We start from the raw sequence: 23,653 nt of genomic DNA, 5'->3' as shown, positions 1-23,653 counted from the left end.
GTTCCTCATGCTCAAGTACGGATACCCACTCAACTTCCAGCGCTGGCTGGACGACAACGCGCACCTGCTGAAGCCGCCGGTGGGCAACCAGCAGATCTGGAAGGACGGCGACTTCATGGTCACCGTGGTCGGCGGCCCCAACGGCCGCAGCGACTTCCATGACGATCCGGTCGAGGAGTTCTTCTACCAGTTCAAGGGCAACGCCTATCTGCTGCTCTGGGACCAGGACCGCTACGAACGCGTCGATCTCAGGGAAGGCGACATCTTCCTCATGCCGCCGCACACCCTTCATTCGCCGCAGCGGCCCGAGGCCGGCAGCCTGTGCCTGGTCGTCGAGCGCCAGCGTCCGGCGGGCGAAGTCGACGCCTTTCAGTGGAGCTGCGCGCACTGCGGGCACCTGATCCAGCGCCACGAGGTGCTGCTGCAGAGCATCGTCGACGACCTGCCGCCGCTGTACGAGCGCTTCTACGCCAGCAGCGAGGCAGCGCGCCGCTGCACGCATTGCGGCGAGGTGCACCCCGGCCGCGATTTCCAGGCCTGGCACCGTGGCCTGCCATCGATGGGAAGCGCGTCATGATCGACATGCACTCGCACTTCCTTCCCGCGATCAGGCGGGAAGAGGCCCACGCGTTCGATGCCGAGCGCGCGCCCTGGCTCGCCGTCGAGGCGGGCAGTTCGCAAGGGCAGATCATGGTCGGGGACCGGCCCTTCAGGCCGGTCTACCAGGCCTTGTGGGATCCGGACTTTCGCGTCGCCGAACTGGACCAGCAGGGCGTCGAGACGCAGATCGTCTGCGCGACCCCGGTGATGTTCGGCTACGCCTGGGAGGCCCGCAAGGCCGCCGATTGGGCGGCGCGCATGAACGACCGCGCGATCGCTTTCTGCGCCGCGCATCCGCAGCGCCTCAAGGCGCTGGCCCAGGTGCCGTTGCAGGATCTGGCGCTCGCCTGCGCCGAGGCTTCGCGTGCCAAGGCCGCGGGCTGCATCGGCGTGCAGATCGGCAACCACCTCGGCGACAAGGACCTGGACCACGAGCAGCTGGTCGACTTCCTGATCCATTGCGCCGAACAATCGATCCCGGTGCTGGTGCATCCGTGGGACATGATGGGCGGCAACCGCATGAAAAAGTGGATGCTGCCGTGGCTGGTGGCGATGCCCGCGGAGACGCAGCTGGGCATGCTGTCGCTGATCCTGTCGGGTGCGATGGAGCGCATCCCCGAATCGCTCAGGATCTGCTTCGCGCACGGCGGCGGCGGGTTCGCGTTCCTGCTCGGGCGCGTCGACAACGCATGGCGGCATCGCGACATCGTGCGCCAGGATTGCCCGCGCTTGCCGTCCGAATACGCGCGCCGCTTCCATGTCGATTGCGCGGTGTTCGATCCGGGCGCACTGCGCCTCTTGACCGACGTGATGGGCACCGACCGCGTGATGCTGGGCTCGGACTATCCGTTCCCGCTCGGCGAACAGCGCATCGGCCAGCTGATTCGCGACGCCGACTTCCTTGGCGAGGACGACCGGCAGCGTCTGCTGCGGGGCAACGCGCAGGCGTTCTTCGGCATCTGACGGCGGCGCCTCCGGCGCGTGCCTGTTCCCTGCGTGACGGTGTCGCCCGGGTTTCTACCTATGCCTGCCCCGGGCAGCCCGGCGAATCATGCCCCTTGGCGTTCCGCTGGTGAACGCGCCGAAGGCTTCGCATGGTTTCCATCCAATCGCGTCACATCGACAACGTCTACGCCGTCGCCACGCAGACGGCGCAGCAGGCGTCGCCGGACAGCCTGGTTCATCGATCGTGGGCCCGGTGCGTGCGCGACCACGGACTGGACCCCTCCAGGCCGACGCCGGCGCGGATCCTTCCGGCCCCGGAGCTGCGCGCGCACCAGGAGCAGCTCGCGCATTTCCTGCGCGCCGCGCGTGCGGGCATGGAAGATATCTACCGGCGCGTCGCCGACCTCGGCTACATGGTGCTGCTGACCGACGCCGAAGGCATCACGGTCGACTACATCGGCCATCCTGCATGGGACGACCAGCTGCGCAAGGCCGGCCTGTACCTCGGCGCCGACTGGAACGAAGCCCACGCGGGCACCTGCGGCGTCGGCACCTGCCTGATCGAGCAGGTGCCGCTGACCTGCCACCAGACCGAGCATTTCGACGCGACGCATATCGCACTGACCTGCACCACGGCGCCGCTGTTCGACCACAGCGGCCGGCTGACCGCGATCCTCGACGTGTCCGCGCTGCGCTCGCCCAATGCGCGCGAGAGCCAGCACCTGGTGCGTCATCTGGTGTCGATCTATGCGCGGATGATCGAGGACGCGGACTTCCTGCGGCACTTCCGCGGCCACTGGATCCTCCGGCTCGGCCGTGCCTACGGCCTGGTCGACGTGGCCGGGGAGGTCATGGTCGCGTTCGACGAATCCGGCACGGTCGTGGGTGCCAACGGCGGCGCGCGGGACGCCTTCGCCCAGGCGAAGGACGCGCCACGCCAACTGGCCGGCAGCACGATCGCCGATTGGCTGGGCATGCCGATGGAGGCGATCTGGCGTCTGGGCGCAGGCGCATCGGCCATGCCGTTCGCGCACACGGTGCTGCTGCCCGGCGGTGAATACCACGCATCGCTGCTGGCACCGCGCATGCGGCGCGCGATGCCAGCGGCGGCGGCCCTGTCCGCACCGGGCCGGCCGGATGCATCGCTCGACCGCCTGGCCGGCGACGATCCCGCGATGCAGGCGCTGCTGGCGCGCGCCCGGCGCCTGGTCGACCGCGGCATCCACGTGCTGGTCGAAGGCGAGACGGGCAGCGGCAAGGAGGTGCTCGCCAAGGCCTTGCACCACGCGAGCCGCCGCAGCGCGATGCCCTTCGTGGCCGTCAACTGCGCGTCCATTCCCGAGTCGTTGATCGAGAGCGAGCTGTTCGGCTACATGCCGGGGAGCTTCACCGGCGGCCGCAGCAAGGGCATGAAGGGCCTGATCGCACAGGCCGATCGCGGCACCTTGTTCCTCGACGAGATCGGCGACATGCCGATGGCCTTGCAGACGCGTCTGCTGCGTGTGCTGGCGGAAGGCGAACTGATGCCGCTGGGCGCGGAGGCGGCCCAGCACGTGGACATCGCGGTGGTCGCCGCGACGCACCGGCACCTGCCCGAACTGGTGGCGGCAGGGCGCTTCCGCGAAGACCTCTACTACCGCCTGTGCGGTGCGCTCCTGCGCTTGCCGCCGCTGCGCGAGCGTCGCGACATGCGGCACGTGATCGCGCGCGTGTTCGACGAGGAGCGTTCGGCCGCCGGGCATGCGGCGACCCTGTCCGAGGCGGCGTTGCAGCGCCTGCTGAGCCACGGCTGGCCCGGCAATATCCGCGAACTGCGCAATGTGCTGCGGCTGTCCCTGGCGCTGTGCGGCGAAGAGACTGTCGAGGTCGAGCACCTCCAGTTGCAGGAGCAGGCCGTGCGCAGGATGCCGCCGGCACCGGCACCGATGGCGGTCGACGGCGACACCGGCGCGCAGCACCTGCTCGATGCGCTGCGCCGTCATCGCTGGCACGTTGCCCGGGCTGCGCAGGAACTCGGCATTTCGCGCGCGACGGTCTATCGGCACATGAAGCGCCACGGCATCGCCGCGCCGGCGCGCTTCTGAGCGCGCGGCAGCTGTGCCATATCGCCACGGCTGAGACAGCTGGCGCAGGGGCTGCGACAACTGCGACAAAAGCAGCGCCAAGTCCTTGATCCACCGTGATCGGGTCGCGGGCATGGAAGCTGCGGAACCGGGCGTGCGCACTCGGCGCTCCCTCAACGTCACGGAGACATTCAATGACTGAAACCCCCATCGACCCGACACGGGCCGCCACCGAATGGCTGAACGCCTTTGCCGGCGCGCTCGCAGCCCGGGACATCGACACCGCCGTCCGGCTGTTCGAAGCCGACGGCTACTGGCGCGACCTGGTCGCGTTCACCTGGAACATCCGCACGCAGGAAGGCGCCGAGGCGATCCGCGCGATGCTGTCGGCGCGTCTGGCCGACACCGCACCGACCGGCTTCGCCATCGAGGGCGAGCCGAGCGCGGCGGATGGCGTGGTCGACGCCTGGTTCAGCTTCGAGACCCGCGTCGCGCGCGGGCGCGGCCATCTGCGCCTGCGCAACGGCCGTGCCTGGACCTTGCTCACGACGATGACCGAACTCAAGGGCTTCGAGGAAAAGAAGGGCGACCGGCGCATCAAGGGCGCCGAGCACGGCGTGCAGCGCGGCCGCAAGAACTGGCTCGAGCGGCGCCGCGAGGAAGAAGAGGCGCTCGGCCATTCCGAGCAGCCCGAGGTGCTGATCATCGGCGGCGGGCAGGGCGGTATCGCGCTCGGCGCGCGGCTGCGCCGGCTCGGCGTGCCGACCCTCATCGTGGAGCGCAATGCCAAGGCCGGCGATTCCTGGCGCAAGCGCTACAAGTCGCTGTGCCTGCACGATCCGGTGTGGTACGACCACCTGCCGTACATGCCGTTTCCGGACGACTGGCCCGTGTTCGCGCCCAAGGACAAGATCGGCGACTGGCTGGAGATGTACACCAGGATCATGGAGCTCAACTACTGGAGCTCGACCACCGCGAAGAAGGCGCGCTTCGACGAGGCGAAGCAGGAATGGGAGGTGACGGTCGAGCGCGAGGGCAGGGAGATCGTGCTGCGGCCGAAGCAGCTCGTGTTCGCGCTCGGCGTCTCGGGCTATCCGAACACACCGCAGATCGCCGGTGCCGAGAACTTCCAGGGCGACCAGCACCATTCGAGCCAGCATCCCGGGCCCGAAGCCTATGCCGGCAAGAAATGCGTGGTGCTGGGCTCGAACAACTCGGCGCACGACATCTGCGCCGCGCTGTGGGAGCACGGCGCCGACGTGACGATGATCCAGCGCTCGTCGACCCACATCGCGCCATCGAACTCCCTGATGGAACTGGCGCTCGGCGGCCTCTATTCGGAGCAGGCGGTGAAGAACGGCATCGACCACCACAGGGCCGACCTGATCTTCGCCTCGGTGCCCTACAGGATCATGCACACCTTCCACATCCCGGTGTACGAGGAGATGAAGCGGCGCGATGCCGAGCTCTACAGCCGGCTCGAGAAGGCGGGCTTCCTGCTGGACTTCGGCGTGGACGGCTCGGGGCTCTTCATGAAGTACCTGCGGCGCGGCTCGGGCTACTACATCGATGTCGGCGCCTCGGAGCTGGTGGCCAACGGCAGCATCAAGCTCAAGAGCGGCGTCAACATCGAGCGGGTCAACGAACGCTCGGTCACGCTGACCGACGGCACCGAGCTGCCGGCCGACCTGCTGGTCTACGCGACGGGCTATGGCTCGATGAACGGCTGGCTGGCCGATCTCATCTCGCCCGAGATCGCCGACAAGGTCGGCAAGTGCTGGGGCCTGGGCTCCGACACGCCGAAGGATCCCGGCCCATGGGAAGGCGAACTGCGCAACATGTGGAAGCCGACGCAGGTGCCGCAGCTCTGGTTCCATGGCGGCAACCTGCACCAGTCGCGCCACTACTCGCAGTTCCTCGCGCTGCAGCTGAAGGCGCGCATGGAAGGCATCGACACGCCGGTGTACGAACTCGCGCCGTCGCATCATCGGCGCTGAGGACGCGGGGATCCTGCGTCCCTGATCCGCGCCCCGCCGAGTCCCTGCGCATGCAGGGACTTGGGGGACGCCCGAGATCCCATCCTGTCGCGTGGTGGCACACTCCGGTTCCGGCGCCGTGCCGCATTTTTTTCGCCGGCGTCACCTCAACACGCAAGGGACACCCATGACTGCCGCGAAATCCAGGATCATCTACACCCTCACCGACGAAGCGCCGCTGCTGGCGACCGCCTCGCTGCTCCCCGTCATCAAGGCCTTCGCGGCGCCGGCCGGCATCGACATCGTGACCAGCGACGTCTCGGTCGCGGCGCGGATCCTGGCCGAGTTTCCCGAGCGCCTCGCCGAGGCGCAGCGCGTGCCCGACAACCTGGCCGAGCTCGGACGCCTGACCCAGTTCCCGGACACCAACATCATCAAGCTGCCCAACATCAGCGCCTCGGTGCCGCAGCTGGTGGCGGCCATCCGCGAGCTGCAGGGCAAGGGCTACAAGGTGCCCGATTTTCCGGAAGACCCCAAGACCGATGAAGACAGGGAGATCCTCTCGCACTATGCCAAGGTGCTGGGCAGCGCGGTGAACCCGGTGCTGCGCGAGGGCAATTCGGACCGCCGCGCACCGGCGGCCGTCAAGCGCAACGCGCGCAAGCACCCGCACTCGATGAGCAAGTGGAGCCCGGCCTCGCGCACGCACGTCTCGCACATGCACGGCGGCGATTTCTATGCCGGCGAGAAGTCGATCACGCTCGACCGTGCACGCGACGTCAAGATGGACCTGGTCACCAAGAGCGGCCAGACCATCCTGCTCAAGAAGAAGGTGGCGCTGCTCGACGCCGAAGTCATCGACAGCATGTTCATGAGCAAGGACGCGCTGTGCAAGTTCTACGAAGAAGCGATGGAAGACGCGCGCGAGACCGGCGTGATGTTCTCGCTGCACGTCAAGGCGACGATGATGAAGGTCTCGCACCCCATCGTCTTCGGCCATGCGGTGAAGATCTTCTACAAGGACGCCTTCGCCAAGCACGGCAAGCTGTTCGACGAGCTCGGCGTCAACGTCAACAACGGCCTGAGCAGCATCTACGAGAAGATCGAGAGCCTGCCGACGTCCAAGCGCGACGAGATCATCAAGGACCTGCACGCCTGCCACGAGCACCGCCCCGAACTCGCGATGGTGGACTCGGCCAAGGGCATCACCAACCTGAATGCGCCGAACGACGTGATCGTCGACGCCTCGATGCCCGCGATGATCCGCCAGGGCGGCAAGATGTGGGGCGCCGACGGCCGCCTGAAGGACACCAAGGCCGTGATGCCCGAAAGCACCTTCGCCCGCATCTACCAGGAGATGATCAACTTCTGCAAGACCCACGGCGCCTTCGATCCCGTCACCATGGGCACCGTGCCCAACGTTGGCCTGATGGCGCAGAAGGCCGAGGAATACGGCTCGCACGACAAGACCTTCGAGATCCCCGAGGCCGGCGTGGCCCGCATCGTCGACCTCGCGACCGGCGAGGTGCTGCTCGAGCAGAACGTGGAGCAGGGCGACATCTGGCGCATGTGCCAGACCAAGGACGCGCCGATCCGCGACTGGGTCAAGCTGGCCGTGAACCGCGCGCGCCTGTCGGGCATGCCGGCGGTGTTCTGGCTCGACGAATACCGCCCGCACGAGGCCGAGCTGATCAGGAAGGTCGAGACCTACCTGAAGGACTACGACCTGAGCGGCCTCGACATCCAGATCATGTCGCAGGTGCGCGCCATGCGCTACACGCTGGAGCGCGTGATCCGCGGCAAGGACACCATCTCGGTCACCGGCAACATCCTGCGCGACTACCTGACCGACCTGTTCCCGATCATGGAACTGGGCACCAGCGCCAAGATGCTCTCCATCGTGCCGCTGATGGCCGGCGGCGCGATGTTCGAGACCGGCGCGGGCGGCTCGGCACCCAAGCACGTCAAGCAGCTCGTCGAGGAGAACCACCTGCGCTGGGATTCGCTGGGCGAGTTCCTGGCCCTGGCCGTGTCGCTGGAAGACCTCGGCATCAAGACCGGCAACCGGAAGGCCAAGATCCTGGCGGCCACGCTGGACACCGCCACCGGCATGCTGCTCGACAACAACAAGGGTCCATCGCCGCGCACCGGCGAGCTCGACAATCGCGGCAGCCATTTCTACCTGGCGCTGTACTGGGCACAGGCGCTGGCCGAGCAGACAGAGGACAAGGAACTGCAGGCCCGCTTCGCGCCGCTGGCCAAGTCGCTGGCCGCCAGCGAGCAGAAGATCGTCGGCGAACTCAATGCCGTGCAAGGCAAGCCGGTCGACATCGGCGGCTACAACTTGCTGGACGCGGCGAAGACCGAGGCCGTCATGCGGCCGAGCGCGACCTTCAATGCGGCGCTGAAGGAATTCGTCGCCTGACGGACCGAGGCGCCGGCCTCAGAGAACCGAGAACGAAAACGACTTCTCGACATCGGCGCGGATATGTTGAATCCGCTCCCGGTTCAACTGCTCCGCGGCCTGCGCCTCTCCGGCCTCGATGGCCTGCAGCAGTTTCTTGTGCTCGGAAATCGCGGCCTGCATGCGTCCCGGAATCAATGCGGTCCGGTTGCCCACCAGCCGCAGGCGGTTCTCGATGCCCATGACGTACTGGGTGAGCGTCTCGCTGCGCGAGCATTCGACGAGGATCCTGCGAAACGCCAGCGCCTCGTCCAGGTACTGCACCACGTTGCCGCTCTTGGCGGACGCCGTCATTCGGTCGAAAGTCTTGCGCAGCCGCGTGCGCTGCTCGGGCTGAAGCTCTTTCGCGGCCAGCCGCGCGACCAGGCCTTCGAGCACCTCGCGGATGTCGAGCAGCTCGATGATCTCGGAAGGCCGCAGCTGCGTCACGGTCACGCCCACGAACGGTGTGCGCGAGACGAGGCGCTCCACCTCGAGCTGCCGGATGGCCTCGCGGATCGGCGTGCGGCTGACGCGGTATTCCGCCGCCAGGTCCTGCTCGGTCAGCTTGTCGCCGGGGCGCAGCTTGCCGCTCAGAATGGCAGTGCGGATCTTGTCGCACACCTGTTCGACGGAAAGTGCGGGGGCGTCCCTCTTCTTGGATGTTCTGGCGGTCGACGTCGGCATGCCATCGTTATACCGCACGGCCTGCGCGGCCTCGCCTTCCGCTTCAAGCACAGTATTCCGCGGCCTTGGCGGGCATCTGCAGGACGAGGACCTGCAGGCCTCGCGGACCGGCCTCGAGCCGGCACGAAGGCTCGCGCGCGCTGAGGTAGCGGCTCTCCCAGCCGCCGAGCCACGCCTGGCCATGCCGCAGACTGCCGGCCATCGCAAAGTGGAACTGGCCGCCGGGCGCGGGCGGCGGCGCATCGATGCGGGTGTGCGGCGGCAGATACCAGACGCATGCTTCGAGCCGGTCGGGCTGCGGCGCAATGAGGTGCATGCTGCGCGGCGCCGGCAATGCGGCCAGCTCGCCGTCGGACGCGGCCGGCAGCGGCGGCCCCTGCACGTGGCACTTCGGACCGCGGACCATCTTGTCGCGCGCGTTCTCGATGAAGTTCGCACCGGTCTCGAGCACGGCGCGAACCGTGAAGTAGCTCAGCCCTTCGGGACCGGCCACCACCGGCCCGTAGCCGGTGAACGCGCCCGCATAGTGCACCGAGCCCTGCGCGACCTCGTGCGCGCCCAGCCTGCCGTGGCCCGCCATGACGATCTGGAACTGATTCTGCATGTGGAAGTGCGGGGCGAGCACCGCGCCGGCGGGTTGTTCCACCAGGAAGACGGTCGGCGACAGCGACGCATCGTCGCCGCCTTCTATCCATTCGCTGCGGTGGAACGAGAACCCGTTGGCCAGCGTTCTCGCGTGCCGCGTCGCGCGCGCCCGCTCGGAGGAAGCGATCAGGATCATTCGCTCACTCCAGCTTCGCGCCCGAGGTCTTGATCACGCCGGACCAGCGCGTGACTTCGCTGCGCAGGAAGCTGCGGAACTCGGCCGCCGGTGCGGTGCGCGGGCGCCCGCCGAGCGAGACCACGCGTTGGGAGAAGTCCTCCGATTGCACGATCTTGCCAAGTTCGACGCTGAGCTTGTCGACGGCATCCCGGGGCGTGCCGGCCGGCGCCAGCAGGCCGACCCAGGGCACCATGTCGAAGCCTTCGATGCCGCTTTCGGACACGGTCGGAATGTCGGGAAGCACCGCAACGCGTTCCTTCGAGCTGATCGCGATCGCCCGGATCTTGCCCGAGGCGAGGAAGGGCTGCGCCGCCGCGATCGCGTCGAACGAGACCTGCACCTGGCCGCCCGCCAGATCGGCCAGCGACTTCGATGCGCCCTGGTAGGGCACGTGCGTCATCGACGTTCCGCTGCGCCGAAGCAGCTCGCTCATCGCCAGGTGCGAGACTGAGCCATTGCCCGGCGACGAGTAGCTGAGCTGGCCGGGATGGGCGCGCAGATAGGCCAGCAATTCCGGCAGCGACTTGACGGGCAGCGCGGCATTGACCAGCAGCAGCAAGGGCGCGTCGTACATCAGGCCGATCGGCTCGAAATCCTTGATGGGGTCGTACCTCACGTTCGTGTAGAGGAAGGGATTGCCCGCCAGCGCCGCCGATGCCGACAGCGTCATCACGCTGCCGTCCGCGGGCATGCGCGCGACGGCCGCCAGCGCGATGCTGCCGGACTGGCCCGGCATGCTTTCGACGATCCACTTGCGCTCCGTCGTCTGGCTCAAGCGGTCGGCCAGCAGGCGGCCGATGATGTCGACGGACTGGCCGGGCGGATAGCCGATGATGAGCTTGCCCGGACCGGCGGCATGGGCGATGCCAAGGCCTGCGTGCAGCAGGCCCAGGCACAGTGCGAAGCTGAAGAAGGCGCGTGCGATGCGGTTCATGGCGTGGTTCCTCGCGCTGCGCTCAGACGGCCGCCCGGGCCGGGCGGTCGTCCATCATCTGGATGATCGACGAGAAATCCAGGCGCCGCTTTCCGGCCTGGCAGTGCATGGCATACAGCGAGGCCGCGGCGCCGCCCAGCAGCGCGGGTGCGCCGCTGGCGATCGCGGCCTGTTCGGCCAGCCGCAGATCCTTGAGCATGAGTTCCGATGCGAAGCCGCCTTCGTAGCCGCGGTTCGAAGGCGAGCTGGCGACCAGTCCGGGCTCGGGCGAATAGCTCGTCAAGGACCAGCATTGACCCGAGGAGGTGGAGGCGATGTCGAAGAACTTGCGCAGGTCGAGTCCCAGCCGCTTCGCCAGGCTCAGCGCCTCCGCGACCGCCACCATCGAAATGCCGGTGATCATGTTGTTGCAGATCTTGGCCGCCTGTCCCGCGCCGGCGTCTCCGGCATGGATCACGTTCTTGCCCATGCGCTGGAGCAGGGGCAGCGCGCGTGCGAAGGCTTCTTCGGTGCCGCCGACCATGAAGGTGAGCGCGCCCGCGGCAGCGCCCGTCACGCCGCCGGACACCGGCGCATCGAGCGTGGCGATGCCGCGCCGCGACAAGGCCTGGTGAAACGCCGCGCACGAGGCGATGTCGATGGTCGAGCAGTCGATGACCACGCAGCCCGGCGCGTAGGGCAGCTCCTGCGGCGTCACCAGCACGTCGAGCACATGCCGGCCGCTCGGCAGCATGGACACCACGCACTGCGCGCCCTCGATCGCCGCGGCGACGCTGGTGCACGGCGACATCCCGCGTTCGGCCGCCTCGGCGAGTGCCGCGGCACTGGTGTCGAAGCAGCGGACCTCATGGCCCGCACGGTGCAAGTTCGACGCCATGGGCATGCCCATGTTGCCGAGTCCGATGAATCCGATGGTCGTCATGGTCTTGTCTCCTTGTTTGTATGCGCAAGGGCTGCGCTATTGCATGTTGAAGATCACGGTCTTCTTGTGGGTGAAGTGGTCCAGCATCGCTTCGAGCGAGGCCTCGCGTCCGAGCCCCGACTGCTTCACGCCGCCGTAGGACAGGCCGGGCTGCACGACGATGTTCTGGTTGATCTGGACGAAGCCCGCCTGCAGCCGGCGGCTCGCATCGAGCGCGGTCTTCAGGTCGCGCGTCCAGATCGTGGCGGCCAGGCCGAAGTCGCTGTCGTTCGCCTGGGCCAGCGCCTCTTCGTAGTGCGAGAACTTGATGAAGCAGGTCACCGGCCCGAAGATCTCCTCGCGCGCCAGCCGGCTGTCGTTGCCCAGGCCGGTGAACAGCACGGGCCGCACGAAGAGCCCGTCGCGCAGCGCATCGTCCGCCGGCAGGGCCGAGCATTCGATGGCCGATGCGCCGGCGCTGACGCGGCCCGCTTCGACGTAGCCCAGCACCTTGTCGCGCTGCTCCCTGGAGATGAGGGTGCCGATGTCGGTCGCCTCGTCGAGCGGGTCGCCCATCTTCATGGCATCCACCTTCGCGCGGACCTTGGCCACGAATTCGTCGTGCACGCGCTCGTGCACGAAGATGCGGCTGGCCGCGGTGCAGCTCTGGCCCTGGCGCGTGAAGCGCATGCCGGCCACCGCACCCGCCACGGCGCGGTCGAGGTCCGCATCGTCCATCACGATCATCGGACTCTTGCCGCCGAGTTCGAGCGTCACGGGAATGAGCTTGTCGCCGGCCGCCTTCGCGATCAGCCGGCCGGTTTCGACCGAGCCGGTGAAGGTGATCTTGCCCACGCCGGGATGCGACACGAGCGGCGCGCCGCACTCGGGGCCGAAGCCCGAAACGATGTTGAGCACGCCCTGGGGCAGCAGCTGATTGAGGATCTGGCAGACCCGCAGCACGGCCAGCGGCGCTTCCTCCGCGGACTTCACCACGACGCAGTTGCCGGCGACGATCGCGGGTGCGATCTTGAGCGCCATCAGCATCATCGGCGCGTTCCACGGAATGATGACGCCGACCACGCCGATCGCCTCGCGCGTCGTCACGGTGAGCATCTCGGGACTGAAGGGCACCGACTCGCCCTTGAGTTCCGAGCCGAGCCCGCCATAGAACTGGAGCGCATCGGCGACCACCGAGGCTTCGACGCGGCTTTCCGTGCGAAGGGCCTTGCCGGTTTCCAGCGCGACCAGGCGCCCCAGTTCCTCCACGTGGGCATTCAGGAGGCGCGCGCATTCCGCGACGAGCATGCCGCGCTTGCGCGCAGCGATGGCCGCCCATGCGGGTTGCGCGCGCTGCGCCGCCTCGACGGCGAGGGCGATGTCCTTCGCATCGCTCGATGCGGCCGTGCCGATCTGCAGTCCGGTCGCCGGATTGACGACGGGGAAGGTCCGGCCCGAACAGGCGCGAACCAGCTTGCCGTCGATCAGGTTGAATCCGCTGAGCGCGTGAGCGAGCTGCTTGGGATCGGTGTCGGGATGGAGGGTCTCTGTGTCCATGAGGGGCTCCTTGCTGGCGATCAACTGCCGATGTCCGTCACCACGGGCCAGCGCTTCTTCACCTTGATGATCCGTGCGCTGCCGCGGCGCACGAAGCGCTTCGTGTCGTCGACGCTGGCCTGGTAGTCCCAGACCGGCTGGATGGCATCGGGCAGGTCCTTGATGAACTGGCGGCGCGCCTGGCTGGCCAGCACGCGGCGCTTGATGTCGTCCGCATCCCAGCGCGCGAAGACCTGGGCCTTCAGGCCCGCGGTGAGTTCGGGCGAGGTCGTGGCGATGTTCCGCAGCTCCTTGGGATCGGCCGTCATGTCGTACAGCTGGTCCGGATAGCCATGCGTGTAGACGTACTTGTACCGGCCGCGCCGCAGCATGCAGCAGGGACCGGTCACGCCCTCGGCGGTGTACTCGACGAAGGCGCTCGCATCGTCGCGCTCGCTCTCGCCTTCGATCAGCGGCCGCAGGCTCCTGCCGTCGACGGGTTCCACCCACTCGGGCGTCTTGCCGTCCGCGGCGAAGTCCATCAGCGTCGGCAGCAGGTCGACGTGCGACACCGGCTCGGCGATGCGGCGGCCGCCGGCGTTGCCGGGCTGCCGCACGATCATCGGCACTTTGGCCGACCAGTCGAAGAACACGCGCTTGAACCACATGCCGCGCTCGCCCAGCATGTCGCCGTGGTCGGAGGTGAAGACGACGATCGTGTTGTCGTCGAAGCCGGTGCGCTGGAGCGTCTCCAGCAGCTTGCCCACCTTGTCGTCGATGTAGCTGACCATCGCGTAGTAGGCATGGCGCGCGCGCAGGATCTGTTCCTCGCTCGCGGTCTGCTTGTCCAGGCCGTGGGAAAACTGGATCCAGCGGCTGAGCATGTCGCGCTCTTCCATCGGGATGTCGCCGACCGTCGGCAGATTGATCTCCTCGCGCTTGTACCTCGCCAGGTACTCGGGAAGGATGTGAAAGGGCGGATGCGGATGCGTGTACGACACGCACATGAAGAAGGGCTGCTCGTCGTCGCGCGCCAGGTCGTACAGGCGCTGGACGGATTTCGCTTCCACTTCCTCGTCGTAGTCCAGCTGCAGGCTGCGAAAGCATTCGCCGCTCTCGTCGACCGTGCTCAGGTTGTGGCCGGGCGAATAGAAGCTGAACTCGCCTTCCTTCCAGTCGGCCGCCCAGCCGAAGTCGGCCGGGTAGATGTCGGTGGTCAGCCGTTCCTGGAAGCCATGCTTCTGGTCCGGCCCGACGAAGTGCATCTTGCCGGCGAGGATCGTCTTGTACCCCTGGGCGCCGAGGTAGTAGGGCAGCGTCGGCGTCGAGGCCTCGAACTCGCACGCATTGTCGAAGGCGCCGATGCGCGTGGCGAACTGTCCGGCCAGCAGCGAAAAGCGCGCCGGCGCGCACAGCGGGAAGTTGCAGTAGGCGTTGTCGAACACGGTCGAGCGCTCGGCCAGCGCCTGCAGATGCGGTGCCTTGACGGCCGTGTTGCCGTGGAAGGGGAGGACCGGTGCCGAGAGCTGGTCGGCCATGATCATGAGGATGTTGGGCTTTTTCATTGGACTCCAATATTGCATAACGGTTGTATGCAATATAGACTCGAGCGCGTTCGAATACAAGTCTTTTTCAGGAGACCCGCATGGCTTCAGCCCAACTTCCGCTCGCCGGCATCCGCGTGCTCGACCTGACCCGCGCCCTGGCCGGGCCCTTCTGCACGATGATCCTTGCCGACCTCGGTGCCGACGTCATCAAGGTGGAGCCGCTGGCCGGCGACATGATCCGCAACTGGGGTCCTTTCGATCGCGGCACGAGTGCCTACTATCTGAGCGGCAATCGCAACAAGCGCGGCATCGCGCTCAATTTCCGCGACCCTCGCGCGCTGCAGCTGCTGCGCCGGCTGGCCAGCCGGTCCGATGTCATCGCCGAGAACTTCCGCGTCGGCGCGATGGAGTCGATGGGGCTCGACTACGACAGCCTGGTCGAAGACAACCCCGGCCTCATCTACGCCGGCATCACCGGCTTCGGCCGCACCGGCCCCGCGGGACAGCGGCCCGGCTTCGACCAGATCGCGCAGGGCTACTCGGGCCTCATGAGCGTCACGGGTTCCGAAGAGTCCGGCCCGATGCGCGTCGGTGTGGCCATCGGCGACCAGACGGCCGGCATGTGGTGCGCCATGGGCGTGCTCGCCGCACTCAACGAACGCCAACGCACCGGCCGCGGCCAGCGCGTGGAGACCTCGCTGCTGGCCGGGCTGGTGGGCCTCTTGAGCGTGCAGGGACAACGCTTTCTGAGCCTCGGCGAAGTGCCCAAGCTGGCCGGCAACACGCATCCGGTGATCTCGCCCTACGGCGTGTTCGAGGCGGCGGACGGCCCCTTGAACATCGCGCCCGCCACGACCGACATGTGGCGCAAACTCTGCGCGCTGCTCGATCTGGCTGCGCTGGTCGACGACCCGCGCTTTGCCAGCAACGCGGCCCGGATCGGGCATCGCAACGAACTGAAGCGGCTGATCGAAGACAAGCTCAAGACCCGCACCCGCGCGGCATGGACCCGGATGCTCATCGATGCCGACATTCCCGCGGGTCCGATCAACGACCTGTCCGATGTGTTCGCCGACGAGCAGGTGCAGCATTGCGGCTTCGTCGAGGAGGTCGAGCATCCCGAGCTCGGCACGCTGCGCCAGGTGGGCTCGCCGATCCGGCTGGAGGCGATGCAGGGCCGGTCGATCCGCAGCGCGCCGCCGCTGCTGGGACAGCACACCTTCGAGGTGCTGCGCGAGTACGGCTACGACCAGGCCGAGATCGACGCGCTGGCGCGCGAGGGCGTCGTCGCGCAAGACGCCGGCAAGGGGGCGGCATGAGCGGTGCCGGCAGTCCGACGCTGTCCATCGAGGGCAAGGTGGCGACCCTCACATTGCGCCGTCCCGACGAACACAACCGCATCGATGCCGACGATCCGCAAGCCGTGTCGCAGCATCTGCAGGAGATCGTCAAGCATCCCGACGTTGCCGTGCTGGTCCTCACCGGCACCGGCGAGAAGACCTTCTGCGCCGGCTACACGCTGACGCAGATCAGCTCGCGGCTCGACCAGCGCTTCGAAGACATGCTGGACCAGATCGAACACCTGCCCATTCCCACCATCTGTGCCATGAACGGCAGCGCGTATGGCGGCGGCACGGACCTGGCGATGAGCTGCGATTTCCGCATCGGCGTGCACGGCAGCCGGCTCTTCATGCCGGCCGCGAAGTTCGGCCTGCACTACTATCCCGGCGGCCTGCGCCGCTTCGTCGAGCGCATCGGACCCGCGGCGACGAAGAAGATCTTCCTGACGGCCCAATCGATCGATGCCGAGGAGCTGCTGCGCATCGGCTACCTCACGGAGCTGGTCGAGCGCGAAGCGCTGGACGGCAAGGTTCGGGCCTACGTCGAATCGATCCTGCTGTGCGAGCGCGACGCCGTGAAATCCATGAAGCAGCACATCGACGCGCTGGCGCTCGGCACCTGGTCGGAAGCCGCGGGCCGCGCGGCCTACGAGGCCTCGCTGCAGTCGACGGCGACCGCCGAACGGCTGACGGCACTGAACCGCGCACGCGAGGCCTAGCGCGCGGCGCGCCGAGCTTCAGCCCCGGTAGGAACTCCCGCGCTCGCGCTCGAGCTTGCGCAGCAGACCGGGCCATTCGAACTTGCCGCATTCGAGGAAGCCGCCGCTGGCCAGCATCCTGCGGCCCTGCGCGCGCGTGTGTGCGATGGTCGCTTCCGACAGTTCATGCAGCGCGACGCCGCCGGCGAGCCCGTCGATCTGGTACTTGCAGGCCGTCTCCAGCCGGTGCATCCAGCAGAAGGCCTCGCCCACGCTGCGGCCCACGGTCAGCGCGCCGTGATTGCGCAGGATCAGCACCCGGCCCTCGGGTCCCAGATCCCTGACGAGCCGGTCGCGCTCGTCTTCGTCCAGCGCCGCGCCTTCGTAGTCGTGGTAGCCGAGGAAGTCGAGCATCACGCAGGCCTTCTGGCTGAGCGGGCGCAGGCCCTGGGCCTGCATCGCCACCGCGTTGTTGGCACGCGTATGCGAATGCATGACGCACACCAGATCGGTCTGGGCCCGGTGGATCGCGCTGTGGATGATGAAGCCGGCCGGGTTGAGCGCGCTCGCATCGCCTTCGACGACCCGTCCTTCGAAGTCCACCTTGAGCAAGGCAGAGGCGCTCATCTCGTCGAAGAAAGTCCCCAGCGGATTGACCAGGAAATGGTGCTGCGGTCCGGGCAGGGCGACCGAGATGTGCGTGGACGCCAGGTCCGACATGCCATAGAGATCGGTCAGCTGGCAACAGGCCGCGAGCTCGCATCGCAGGCGCCACTCGTCGGCGGACATGCCGGACGGGGCAGGGCGCGCGCGTTCGTCTTGAGGCTTGGCACTCTTCATTTCATTCCTTTTCCTTGGGAGGTGGTTTCCGCCGCCGAGACCTTCGACATCATCGCGATCCATCTGGAGAGATCGCTCCTGACGAAAGTCAGCGTCTCGGCCGGCGATGCGGTCTGCGTGATCAGGCCGATCTCGGCGAGGCCGGCCTGCATCTGCTGCGTGGCCAGTGCGTCGTTCAGGCTCTTCGCCAGCAGCGCCACGACATCGGGCGGAAGATGGTCGGGCCCGAGCAGGGCGAACCAGTTCGAGATGCCGAGATCCGGCATGCCCTGTTCGTAGACGGTGGGCACGTCGGGCAATGCCTGGACCCGCGTCCTGGAGGTGACGGCCAGCGCCTTCATCTTGCCCTTCTGCACATTCGCCACCACCAGCGGCACGGTGACCGACGTGAGGGCCAGGTCGCCGCGCATCAGGTCGACCATCACGTCGGGCTGCCCGCGGTAGGCGATGTGGGTCATCGCGAGACCCTGCTGGCTCTTGAGCAGCTCCATGGTGAAGAAGGGCGTGGTGCCCAGGCCGGGCGAGCCGTAGTTGATGCGGTCGCCCTGCTGCCTGGCGTAGGGCACGAATTCCCGCAGGTCGTGCGCAGGCACCGCAGGGCTCGCCACGATGGCTTGCGGGATGGTGCCGATCATGCCGATCGCGCTGAAGCTGGTCAGCGGATTCCAGCCCAGCGCGCTGTCGTTCGGCGGCGCCATGGTGGTCGGTCCGCTGGCGAGCACGAGGGTGTAGCCGTCGGGGTTGGCGCGGGCGGCGTAGGCATAGCCGATGCTGCCGGCCGCACCCGTCCTGTTCTCGACGATGAACGGTTGGCCGAGGCGCTCCGAAAGGCTCTGCGCGATGCGCCGCGCAATGATGTCGACGATGCCGCCGGGCGGGAAGGCGGAGATGAGGGTGACCGCATGCGCCGGATAGGGCGCCGCGCTCGCCTGCAGCATGCACAGCCACGACACTGCGATGCCTGCAAGGACGCGTCGCGCCGCGCGGCGCCAGCGCGCGCTGTGCGGCCCGCGAGCCGGCGCCGATCGGATGGGGTTGTGTGCATTCGACATCGCGTAGCTCCTTTGGGGATGGACAAGGGACCGGTCAGTCGTCGCTCTTGAAGCCGGACGATTCGACGATCGGACGCCAGAAGACGCGCTCCGCGCGAATCGAGCTGGCCAGCGCGGCGCCGGGCAGCCCCACCGGCTCGAGCCCGATGCGCGCGAGCTGCGCCTGGACCTGCGGGTTGCCGACCGCCGCAATCAACAGGTGCTCGAGGCGTTCGACCACCTCGCGCGGCGTGCCCGCCGGCACGTAGGCGCCGTAGGACGCATTGGCATGGTCGAAGGCATCGATGCCCGACTCCTTCAGCGTCGGCACCTCCGGCAGCCAGCGATTGCGCCGCAGGCCCGACACGCCCAGGATGCGGAGCTTGCCCGCGCGGTGGAGTTCGAGCTGGCTGGCCAGGGCGTCGGTGCCGATGGGAATCTGGCCGCCGATGATGTCGGTCGCCAGCGGCGCGCCGCCCTTGTAGGGCACGGCGACGAGCGGCACGCCGATCGCCCTGGACATGCCCAGCACCGAGAAGTGCAGGGCGCCGCCCAGCGAGGTCATGCCGAAGCTGCCTTGACCGGGATGGCTGCGGACCCAGGCCACGTACTCGGGCAGCGTCTTGTAGGGCTGGTCCGAGGCCGTCGAGACCACGGTCGGCACATCCACCAGCTGGGCGACCGGAATGAAGTCGCGGTCGACGTCGTAGTTCAGGTGCCGGTAGGTCATCGGGAAGATCACGAAGGGCGCACTCGAAGCCAGCAGGAGGGTTCGGCCGTCGGGGCTGGCGCGCTTCACGGCTTCGATGGCGATGCGTGTCGATGCGCCGGGCCGGTTCTCGACCAGCACCGGCTCGCCGCTGGCGATGCGCATCTGCTCCGCGATCGCCCGCGCCAGGATGTCGAGCGCGCCGCCGGGCGGGAAGCCGACCACCAGCTTGACGGGCATGTTGGCCGCTGCTTCGGCCGGGCCGGGCGACGTCAGCGCGGCGGCCAGCATGCAGACGATGCCGAAGGATCTGAATGCAGTGAAGGTGCGATGTCTCATGGTCACCCCAGGTCCGGCCGGCGCGACAGCAAGCCCTGGGCTGCCTCCAGCAACGAAGCCGCCCGCAACAGCTCGGGCTCGCGACGGAAGCGCCCCGCGAGCTGGATGCCGATCGGCAGCCCGCCCTGGCCGAAGCCGCTGGGCAGGCTGATCGCGGGATGCCCGGTGAGGTTGAAGGGCATGGTCCACGGGAACCAGTTGGCCCGGACCTCGGGGAAGATCCGGCCATCGATGTCGATCGTGCCGAACAGGTCCTGGTCGATCGGCAGCGCGGTGCGCGACAGGGTCGGCATGGCGAGAAAGTCGTTGTCGCGCAGAAGTGCCTGCACACGGCGGAACAGCTGCGTTCGCGCGAACATCGCGCGCTGGTAGTCGGCACCGCTCACCGCGCTGGCGAGCGCCAGCTGCTGCAGCAGCGACGGGCTGAGCCGCTCGGGGCAGGCCTCGGCCATCTCGGTGAACCTGGCGCGCCACACCGTGTGGTTGATGGTGCGCCAGAGCGGCTCGATGTTGAAATTCGTCGGCGGCATCTCGATCAGTTCCGCGCCGAGTTCGCGCAGATGCGCCAGCGAAGCCTCGAAGGCCGCGCCGACCTCGGCCGAGACGATGCGGCCTTCGGGCGCGGCGCTGAACAGCACGCGCTTGCCGCGAAGATCGCCATCGAGCTTGACCGCTTTCCGGTAATCGGGCACCGGCACGCCGATCGACCACGGGTCCGACGCGTCCTCGCCGGCCATGGCCTCCAGCATCAGTGCCGTGTCGGCCACATCGCGCGTCATCGGCGTCACGTAGGTCAGGTTGCCGAACACATCCTCGACCTGGCTGTGGGGAACGATGCCGTTGCTCTGCTTCAGGCCGACCACGCCGTTGCAGGAGGCCGGGATGCGCGTCGAGCCGCCGCCGTCCGTGGCGATGCCGATGGGCGCGATCCCCGCGGCGACCGCGACCGCAGCACCGCCGCTCGAGCCGCCGCTGGTGTGGGCGGCGCTCCAGGCATTGCGCGTGCGGCCGAACAACGGCGCGTCGGTCAGGCACTTCGCACCGAACTCCGAGGTGGTGGTCTTGCCCACGAGGATCGCGCCTTGCCGCCGCAGGCGCGCGATCGCCTCGGCATCCCGGGTCGGCACGTTGTGCTCGAACAGGAGGGAGCCGAAGGTGGTGCGAACGCCGCGCGTGTTGACCAGGTCCTTGCAGGTGAAGGGAACACCGTGCAGAAGACCGAGAGCGTCCCCGCGCATCACGGCCTTTTCGGCGCTGCGGGCCTGGGCCATGGCCTCGTCGCCGCACAGGGTGATGAAGCAATTGAGCACCGGCTGAAGGCGTTCGGCACGTTCGAGCACGGCCCGGGTCACCTCGACCGGCGAGAGCTCGCGGCGCGCGATGCGTTCGCGCAGGGTGGTCGCGGACAGGAAACACAACTCTTCGCTCATGCGCATTCATCCTTGCTGCTGCGGCCCGGCCATCGGTCCGCACGGATCGCAGATTGGCACGGGCGATGGCTGCGGTCCAATACTCATATACAACAAACGCATATGAAATTAGTATGGGTCGATGGACCTGCGCAGCCTTCGCTATTTCGTCGCCGTGGCCGATGCGCGCAGCGTCGGCAAGGCGGCGCAGCGCCTTCACATGGCGCAGCCGCCGTTGTCGGTGCAGATCCGCAACCTGGAATCGCAGCTCGGCGCGCAGCTGTTCCGGCGCGTGTCCGGCGGCATGCAGCTGACCGACGCAGGAAGCGCCTTGCTGGCGCGCGCGAGAGAAGCCCTGGCGCTGGCGCACGACGGCTTCGAGGCCGCGCGGGCGGTGGCCGCGGGACGCCGCGGCCGGCTCACCGTGGGCTACATGTTCGCGCTGGGTTATGCGCTGTTGCCGCAGCTGGTGCCGAAACTGCGGCGTGCCATGCCCGAGGTCGAGCTCCAGTTCGTCGAGATGAGCACGCTCACCTACGAGGCCTTGATCGCGGAGCTGAAAGTGACGGTGGCCTTGTGCATGCCGCCGATCCAGCGCGCCGGCATCGCCGCATCGGTGGTGGGAACGCAGCCCTTGCGTGTCGCGATGCCGGCACGATCACCGATGGCGCGGCTGCGCGCCATACCGCTCGCGAAGCTGCAGGGCGGCACGCTCATCAGCCTGCCGACCTTCGCCGAGAGCGCGGACAGCTCGGTCGTCGCGACGCTCCTGAGGCGCCATCACGTCACGATGCAGATCGCGCACCGCGTCGAGACCGTGCACTCGGCGCTCGCACTGGTGATGGCGGGCGAAGGGATGGCCATCCTGCCGGCCTGCGCCGCGCTGGGAAGCCCGCCGGGACTGGTGTTCAAGCCGCTGCTCGACGTGAAGGACGGCTTCGACGTCGCGGTCTGCTGGCGCAGCGATCTCGACAGCCCGCTGCTCGCGCCCTTCATCGACTGCGTGCGGGCGTCCATGGCGCAATGAGCGCGCAGTTCTTCCTGCAGCCGGACCTTGATCGAGTCCAGCAGATGCCGAGGCAGGCGCAGCGAAATCGTTCGGGGGGTGGGTTTCAGGTTCTCTTCTTGGCGGCGCGGCGCATGGCGGTCAGGTCCCCACTTCGCGCAGCGGCTCGGGGAGGATCGCGCTCAGTGCGAAGTCGACGAGATGGAGCCAGGTCGCTTCGAGGCCCATGATGCCGCGGTGGTCGGAGCCGGCGATCGTCTGCACGCAGATCGGCGTGGGCCACGCATCGATCAGTTTTTGCGAGCGCTCTGGAAGCACGACATCGTCCTGTTCGGCCAGCAGCACCTGGGTCTTCGCCGCCACGTCCTGGCAGTGGGCCAGCGAGTTGAACTGATGCCGCAGCAAAAGGGACAACGGGACCAGCGGAAAGCGCCGCTTGGCGACCTCCAGCATCGAGTCGTAGGGCGTGACCAACTGCAGGCTCGCGAAGTCCTGTCGCGCGACGAGCTGGATGGCCACGCCCGTCCCCAGGCTCCGGCCGACCACATGCAGCCGCGCCTGCGGGAAGGCCCGGCGCAAGTGACTGGCAAGCTGGCGCGCATCCGTGACGGAGGCCAGCTCGGAGGGATGGCCTTCGGAGTCGGCCACGCCGCGGTAGTTGACCGCAGCGAAGCCGAAACCCTCCGGCAGCCAGTGCAGCGCCTGGGCCGTGGCGCGCACGTCCTCGCCCCGGCCCGCGAAATAGATGAAGAGGTCCTGCAGCGCGTCCTCGCCTTGCGGGTGGTAGACATAGCCGCGCACCATCCCGCCCGGCACCGCGTGGGAGTAGGTGGAGAAGTCGTCGGACAGATGGACGACGGGATGCTTGCGCGCGTCGAACAGGATCTGTCCCTGGCGTGTCGCAAGAAGCGTCCAGTAGGCCGCGATGCTCCCGAGGGCAGCGGCCGAAACAGAAAGTGCGACGCGGGCGGCTTTGGATGACAAGGAGGGCTCCGTTGAAAGGCCAGTCTTCGGCCGATGGGTGAAATTCATCAGCGCATCTCCTCCGCGCCGGCGCGCAATGGCCGCACGGGAGACAGCTCGCGCAATCGCCGGTGCGCGGTGTCGTCCCACGCAACGGGCTGCTGGTTCTTCGCATGCAGATAGTGGTGCGTGAATACCGCGAGGTAGGCCTCCAGCGTCTGCTCGGCCGCATGTTCGCCCGCCAGGTTCATGCACAGCGCGGCCACCTCGCTGGTGCAGAAGTGATCGTCGCGGCGGGAGCGGCGCAGCTTGTACTGCGATGTCTGCTCGGGCTGCAGGCTCAGCACCGGCAGTGCGTCCAGATAGGGGCTCCTTCGGAACATCTTGCGCGCCTCGGTCCAGGTCGCGTCCAGCAGGATGAACAGCGGGCGCTTCGCCGCCCCGCCGCAAGAGGCTTCGGCCGGTTCAATCGTGCGCACCACCCGCTCGGGCGCCGCATACTCGCCCGGAAACACCACATAGGCTTGCCACTGCGGATCGGCCAGCAGGGCCAGAAGTGCGGGGTCGGTGTCGGTGCGCGCCCAGCCGAAGGCAAAGGTATCGGCCACCACGTCGGCGACCAGCCAGCCCGTGTTGGTGGGCTTGAGCGCCTCGATGTCGGCCATGATCAGGCACACGCCCGCGCGTGTGGCCACCGACGGGCGCAAGGCACACATGCAGTGGCTGGGAACGAGCCGGCAGCCCGCGCAGCGCTCGCGCTTGAAGCCGCCGCGGGCGAGAAAGGGTTTGGCGCTGCGTGCCAGTCGGGCGGTGCGCAGAAGCGAGACGGCGTGAGGCATGCAGGGATTCTCGGGCATGCCGCT

At 67.9% G+C, this 23,653-nt stretch carries 20 protein-coding genes; 8 read left to right on the top strand and 12 right to left on the bottom strand.

All coding sequences use genetic code 11. The features are described 5' to 3' along the window. The first annotated feature begins 7 nt into the window (after positions 1-7). From WDLP6_RS33770 to WDLP6_RS33750, 5 genes are all read left to right on the top strand, one after another. Positions 8-577, top strand: a complete 570-nt coding sequence (locus WDLP6_RS33770) for a 3-hydroxyanthranilate 3,4-dioxygenase (protein ID WP_162595641.1) — start codon at positions 8-10, stop codon at positions 575-577. Further along, a complete protein-coding gene (locus WDLP6_RS33765) occupies positions 574-1,563 on the top strand; it encodes an amidohydrolase family protein (RefSeq protein ID WP_162595640.1) in 990 nt (329 codons plus the stop codon). The genes WDLP6_RS33770 and WDLP6_RS33765 overlap by 4 nt, the downstream gene beginning before the upstream one ends. A 131-nt stretch (positions 1,564-1,694) precedes the next feature. Continuing rightward, entirely contained in the window at positions 1,695-3,629 is a 1,935-nt protein-coding gene (locus WDLP6_RS33760) for a sigma-54-dependent Fis family transcriptional regulator (protein ID WP_162595639.1), read from the top strand. 173 nt (positions 3,630-3,802) lie between these two features. Then, positions 3,803-5,605, top strand: coding sequence for an NAD(P)/FAD-dependent oxidoreductase (locus WDLP6_RS33755; RefSeq protein WP_162595638.1), 1,803 nt, complete (start codon positions 3,803-3,805; stop codon positions 5,603-5,605). A gap of 166 nt (positions 5,606-5,771) precedes the next feature. Further along, complete coding sequence (locus WDLP6_RS33750; RefSeq protein WP_162595637.1) at positions 5,772-8,009, top strand: NADP-dependent isocitrate dehydrogenase; 2,238 nt, start codon at positions 5,772-5,774, stop codon at positions 8,007-8,009. Between the two features lie 18 nt (positions 8,010-8,027). Here the strand turns inward: WDLP6_RS33750 and WDLP6_RS33745 are convergent, their stop codons facing one another. The 6 genes from WDLP6_RS33745 to betC are packed head-to-tail and all read right to left on the bottom strand — an operon-like array spanning position 8,028 to position 14,473. Further along, positions 8,028-8,714, bottom strand: coding sequence for a GntR family transcriptional regulator (locus tag WDLP6_RS33745; protein ID WP_162595636.1), 687 nt, complete (start codon positions 8,712-8,714; stop codon positions 8,028-8,030). Positions 8,715-8,757: 43 nt separating this feature from the next. Continuing rightward, positions 8,758-9,495, bottom strand: a complete 738-nt coding sequence (locus WDLP6_RS33740; protein ID WP_162595635.1) for a hypothetical protein — start codon at positions 9,493-9,495, stop codon at positions 8,758-8,760. Positions 9,496-9,499: 4 nt separating this feature from the next. Then, complete coding sequence (locus tag WDLP6_RS33735; protein WP_162595634.1) at positions 9,500-10,471, bottom strand: Bug family tripartite tricarboxylate transporter substrate binding protein; 972 nt, start codon at positions 10,469-10,471, stop codon at positions 9,500-9,502. Positions 10,472-10,493: 22 nt separating this feature from the next. After that, positions 10,494-11,393 carry a 3-hydroxyisobutyrate dehydrogenase gene (gene mmsB, locus WDLP6_RS33730; RefSeq protein WP_162595633.1) on the bottom strand — a complete coding sequence of 300 codons (900 nt, stop codon included), beginning with the start codon at positions 11,391-11,393 and terminating at the stop codon, positions 10,494-10,496. 36 nt (positions 11,394-11,429) lie between these two features. Further along, on the bottom strand, positions 11,430-12,929 hold the full coding sequence (locus tag WDLP6_RS33725; RefSeq protein WP_162595632.1) for an aldehyde dehydrogenase family protein: 1,500 nt from the start codon (positions 12,927-12,929) through the stop codon (positions 11,430-11,432). 20 nt (positions 12,930-12,949) lie between these two features. After that, positions 12,950-14,473, bottom strand: a complete 1,524-nt coding sequence (betC, locus tag WDLP6_RS33720; protein ID WP_162595631.1) for a choline-sulfatase — start codon at positions 14,471-14,473, stop codon at positions 12,950-12,952. A gap of 80 nt (positions 14,474-14,553) precedes the next feature. Here betC and WDLP6_RS33715 point away from each other — a divergent pair, with 80 nt between their 5' ends. After that, entirely contained in the window at positions 14,554-15,774 is a 1,221-nt protein-coding gene (locus tag WDLP6_RS33715; protein ID WP_162595630.1) for a CaiB/BaiF CoA transferase family protein, read from the top strand. Then, positions 15,771-16,514 (top strand): enoyl-CoA hydratase/isomerase family protein, encoded by a 744-nt coding sequence (locus tag WDLP6_RS33710; RefSeq protein WP_162595629.1) that lies wholly within the window; start codon positions 15,771-15,773, stop codon positions 16,512-16,514. The genes WDLP6_RS33715 and WDLP6_RS33710 overlap by 4 nt, the downstream gene beginning before the upstream one ends. Positions 16,515-16,532: 18 nt before the next feature. Here the strand turns inward: WDLP6_RS33710 and WDLP6_RS33705 are convergent, their stop codons facing one another. Genes WDLP6_RS33705 through WDLP6_RS33690 form a run of 4 tightly spaced genes read right to left on the bottom strand, consistent with a single transcriptional unit; the run spans position 16,533 to position 20,842 of the window. After that, positions 16,533-17,333, bottom strand: a complete 801-nt coding sequence (locus WDLP6_RS33705) for a class II aldolase/adducin family protein (protein WP_162595628.1) — start codon at positions 17,331-17,333, stop codon at positions 16,533-16,535. Next, the gene (locus WDLP6_RS33700) at positions 17,330-18,385 is read right to left on the bottom strand and encodes a Bug family tripartite tricarboxylate transporter substrate binding protein (RefSeq protein WP_162595627.1); all 1,056 of its coding nucleotides are present in this window, start codon (positions 18,383-18,385) and stop codon (positions 17,330-17,332) included. Before WDLP6_RS33700 ends, WDLP6_RS33705 begins: the two co-directional genes overlap by 4 nt. Before the next feature lie 34 nt (positions 18,386-18,419). Then, positions 18,420-19,412: a tripartite tricarboxylate transporter substrate-binding protein gene (locus WDLP6_RS33695; RefSeq protein ID WP_232077701.1), complete on the bottom strand. Its 993-nt coding sequence runs from the start codon at positions 19,410-19,412 to the stop codon at positions 18,420-18,422. Positions 19,413-19,414: 2 nt separating this feature from the next. Beyond that, positions 19,415-20,842: an amidase gene (locus WDLP6_RS33690; protein ID WP_162595626.1), complete on the bottom strand. Its 1,428-nt coding sequence runs from the start codon at positions 20,840-20,842 to the stop codon at positions 19,415-19,417. A 121-nt stretch (positions 20,843-20,963) separates the two neighbouring features. On the opposite strand from WDLP6_RS33690, the gene WDLP6_RS33685 reads away from it, so the two are divergent. Next, entirely contained in the window at positions 20,964-21,848 is an 885-nt protein-coding gene (locus WDLP6_RS33685) for a LysR family transcriptional regulator (RefSeq protein WP_162595625.1), read from the top strand. Positions 21,849-21,968: 120 nt separating this feature from the next. On the opposite strand, the gene WDLP6_RS33680 is transcribed toward WDLP6_RS33685, so the two are convergent. Then, positions 21,969-22,811: an alpha/beta hydrolase gene (locus tag WDLP6_RS33680; RefSeq protein ID WP_232077699.1), complete on the bottom strand. Its 843-nt coding sequence runs from the start codon at positions 22,809-22,811 to the stop codon at positions 21,969-21,971. Between the two features lie 47 nt (positions 22,812-22,858). Further along, positions 22,859-23,629, bottom strand: coding sequence for a tRNA-uridine aminocarboxypropyltransferase (locus WDLP6_RS33675; protein WP_162572021.1), 771 nt, complete (start codon positions 23,627-23,629; stop codon positions 22,859-22,861). Positions 23,630-23,653 lie beyond the last annotated feature (24 nt).

This window comes from Variovorax sp. PBL-E5, from assembly GCF_901827185.1.
In the GTDB taxonomy this organism is placed as follows: Bacteria; Pseudomonadota; Gammaproteobacteria; order Burkholderiales; family Burkholderiaceae_C; genus Variovorax.
The sequence above is the reverse complement of the archived record's forward strand: the minus strand, read 5'-3'. Positions and strand labels throughout refer to the sequence as shown.

Coding starts and splice junctions, on each gene's coding strand:
- WDLP6_RS33770 (WP_162595641.1), top strand. CDS start 8: ATGCTCAAGTACGGATACCCACTCAACTTCCAGCGCTGGCTGGACGAC.
- WDLP6_RS33765 (WP_162595640.1), top strand. CDS start 574: ATGATCGACATGCACTCGCACTTCCTTCCCGCGATCAGGCGGGAAGAG.
- WDLP6_RS33760 (WP_162595639.1), top strand. CDS start 1,695: ATGGTTTCCATCCAATCGCGTCACATCGACAACGTCTACGCCGTCGCC.
- WDLP6_RS33755 (WP_162595638.1), top strand. CDS start 3,803: ATGACTGAAACCCCCATCGACCCGACACGGGCCGCCACCGAATGGCTG.
- WDLP6_RS33750 (WP_162595637.1), top strand. CDS start 5,772: ATGACTGCCGCGAAATCCAGGATCATCTACACCCTCACCGACGAAGCG.
- WDLP6_RS33745 (WP_162595636.1), bottom strand. CDS start 8,714: ATGCCGACGTCGACCGCCAGAACATCCAAGAAGAGGGACGCCCCCGCA.
- WDLP6_RS33740 (WP_162595635.1), bottom strand. CDS start 9,495: ATGATCCTGATCGCTTCCTCCGAGCGGGCGCGCGCGACGCGGCACGCG.
- WDLP6_RS33735 (WP_162595634.1), bottom strand. CDS start 10,471: ATGAACCGCATCGCACGCGCCTTCTTCAGCTTCGCACTGTGCCTGGGC.
- mmsB (WP_162595633.1), bottom strand. CDS start 11,393: ATGACGACCATCGGATTCATCGGACTCGGCAACATGGGCATGCCCATG.
- WDLP6_RS33725 (WP_162595632.1), bottom strand. CDS start 12,929: ATGGACACAGAGACCCTCCATCCCGACACCGATCCCAAGCAGCTCGCT.
- betC (WP_162595631.1), bottom strand. CDS start 14,473: ATGAAAAAGCCCAACATCCTCATGATCATGGCCGACCAGCTCTCGGCA.
- WDLP6_RS33715 (WP_162595630.1), top strand. CDS start 14,554: ATGGCTTCAGCCCAACTTCCGCTCGCCGGCATCCGCGTGCTCGACCTG.
- WDLP6_RS33710 (WP_162595629.1), top strand. CDS start 15,771: ATGAGCGGTGCCGGCAGTCCGACGCTGTCCATCGAGGGCAAGGTGGCG.
- WDLP6_RS33705 (WP_162595628.1), bottom strand. CDS start 17,333: ATGAAGAGTGCCAAGCCTCAAGACGAACGCGCGCGCCCTGCCCCGTCC.
- WDLP6_RS33700 (WP_162595627.1), bottom strand. CDS start 18,385: ATGTCGAATGCACACAACCCCATCCGATCGGCGCCGGCTCGCGGGCCG.
- WDLP6_RS33695 (WP_232077701.1), bottom strand. CDS start 19,412: ATGAGACATCGCACCTTCACTGCATTCAGATCCTTCGGCATCGTCTGC.
- WDLP6_RS33690 (WP_162595626.1), bottom strand. CDS start 20,842: ATGAGCGAAGAGTTGTGTTTCCTGTCCGCGACCACCCTGCGCGAACGC.
- WDLP6_RS33685 (WP_162595625.1), top strand. CDS start 20,964: ATGGACCTGCGCAGCCTTCGCTATTTCGTCGCCGTGGCCGATGCGCGC.
- WDLP6_RS33675 (WP_162572021.1), bottom strand. CDS start 23,629: ATGCCTCACGCCGTCTCGCTTCTGCGCACCGCCCGACTGGCACGCAGC.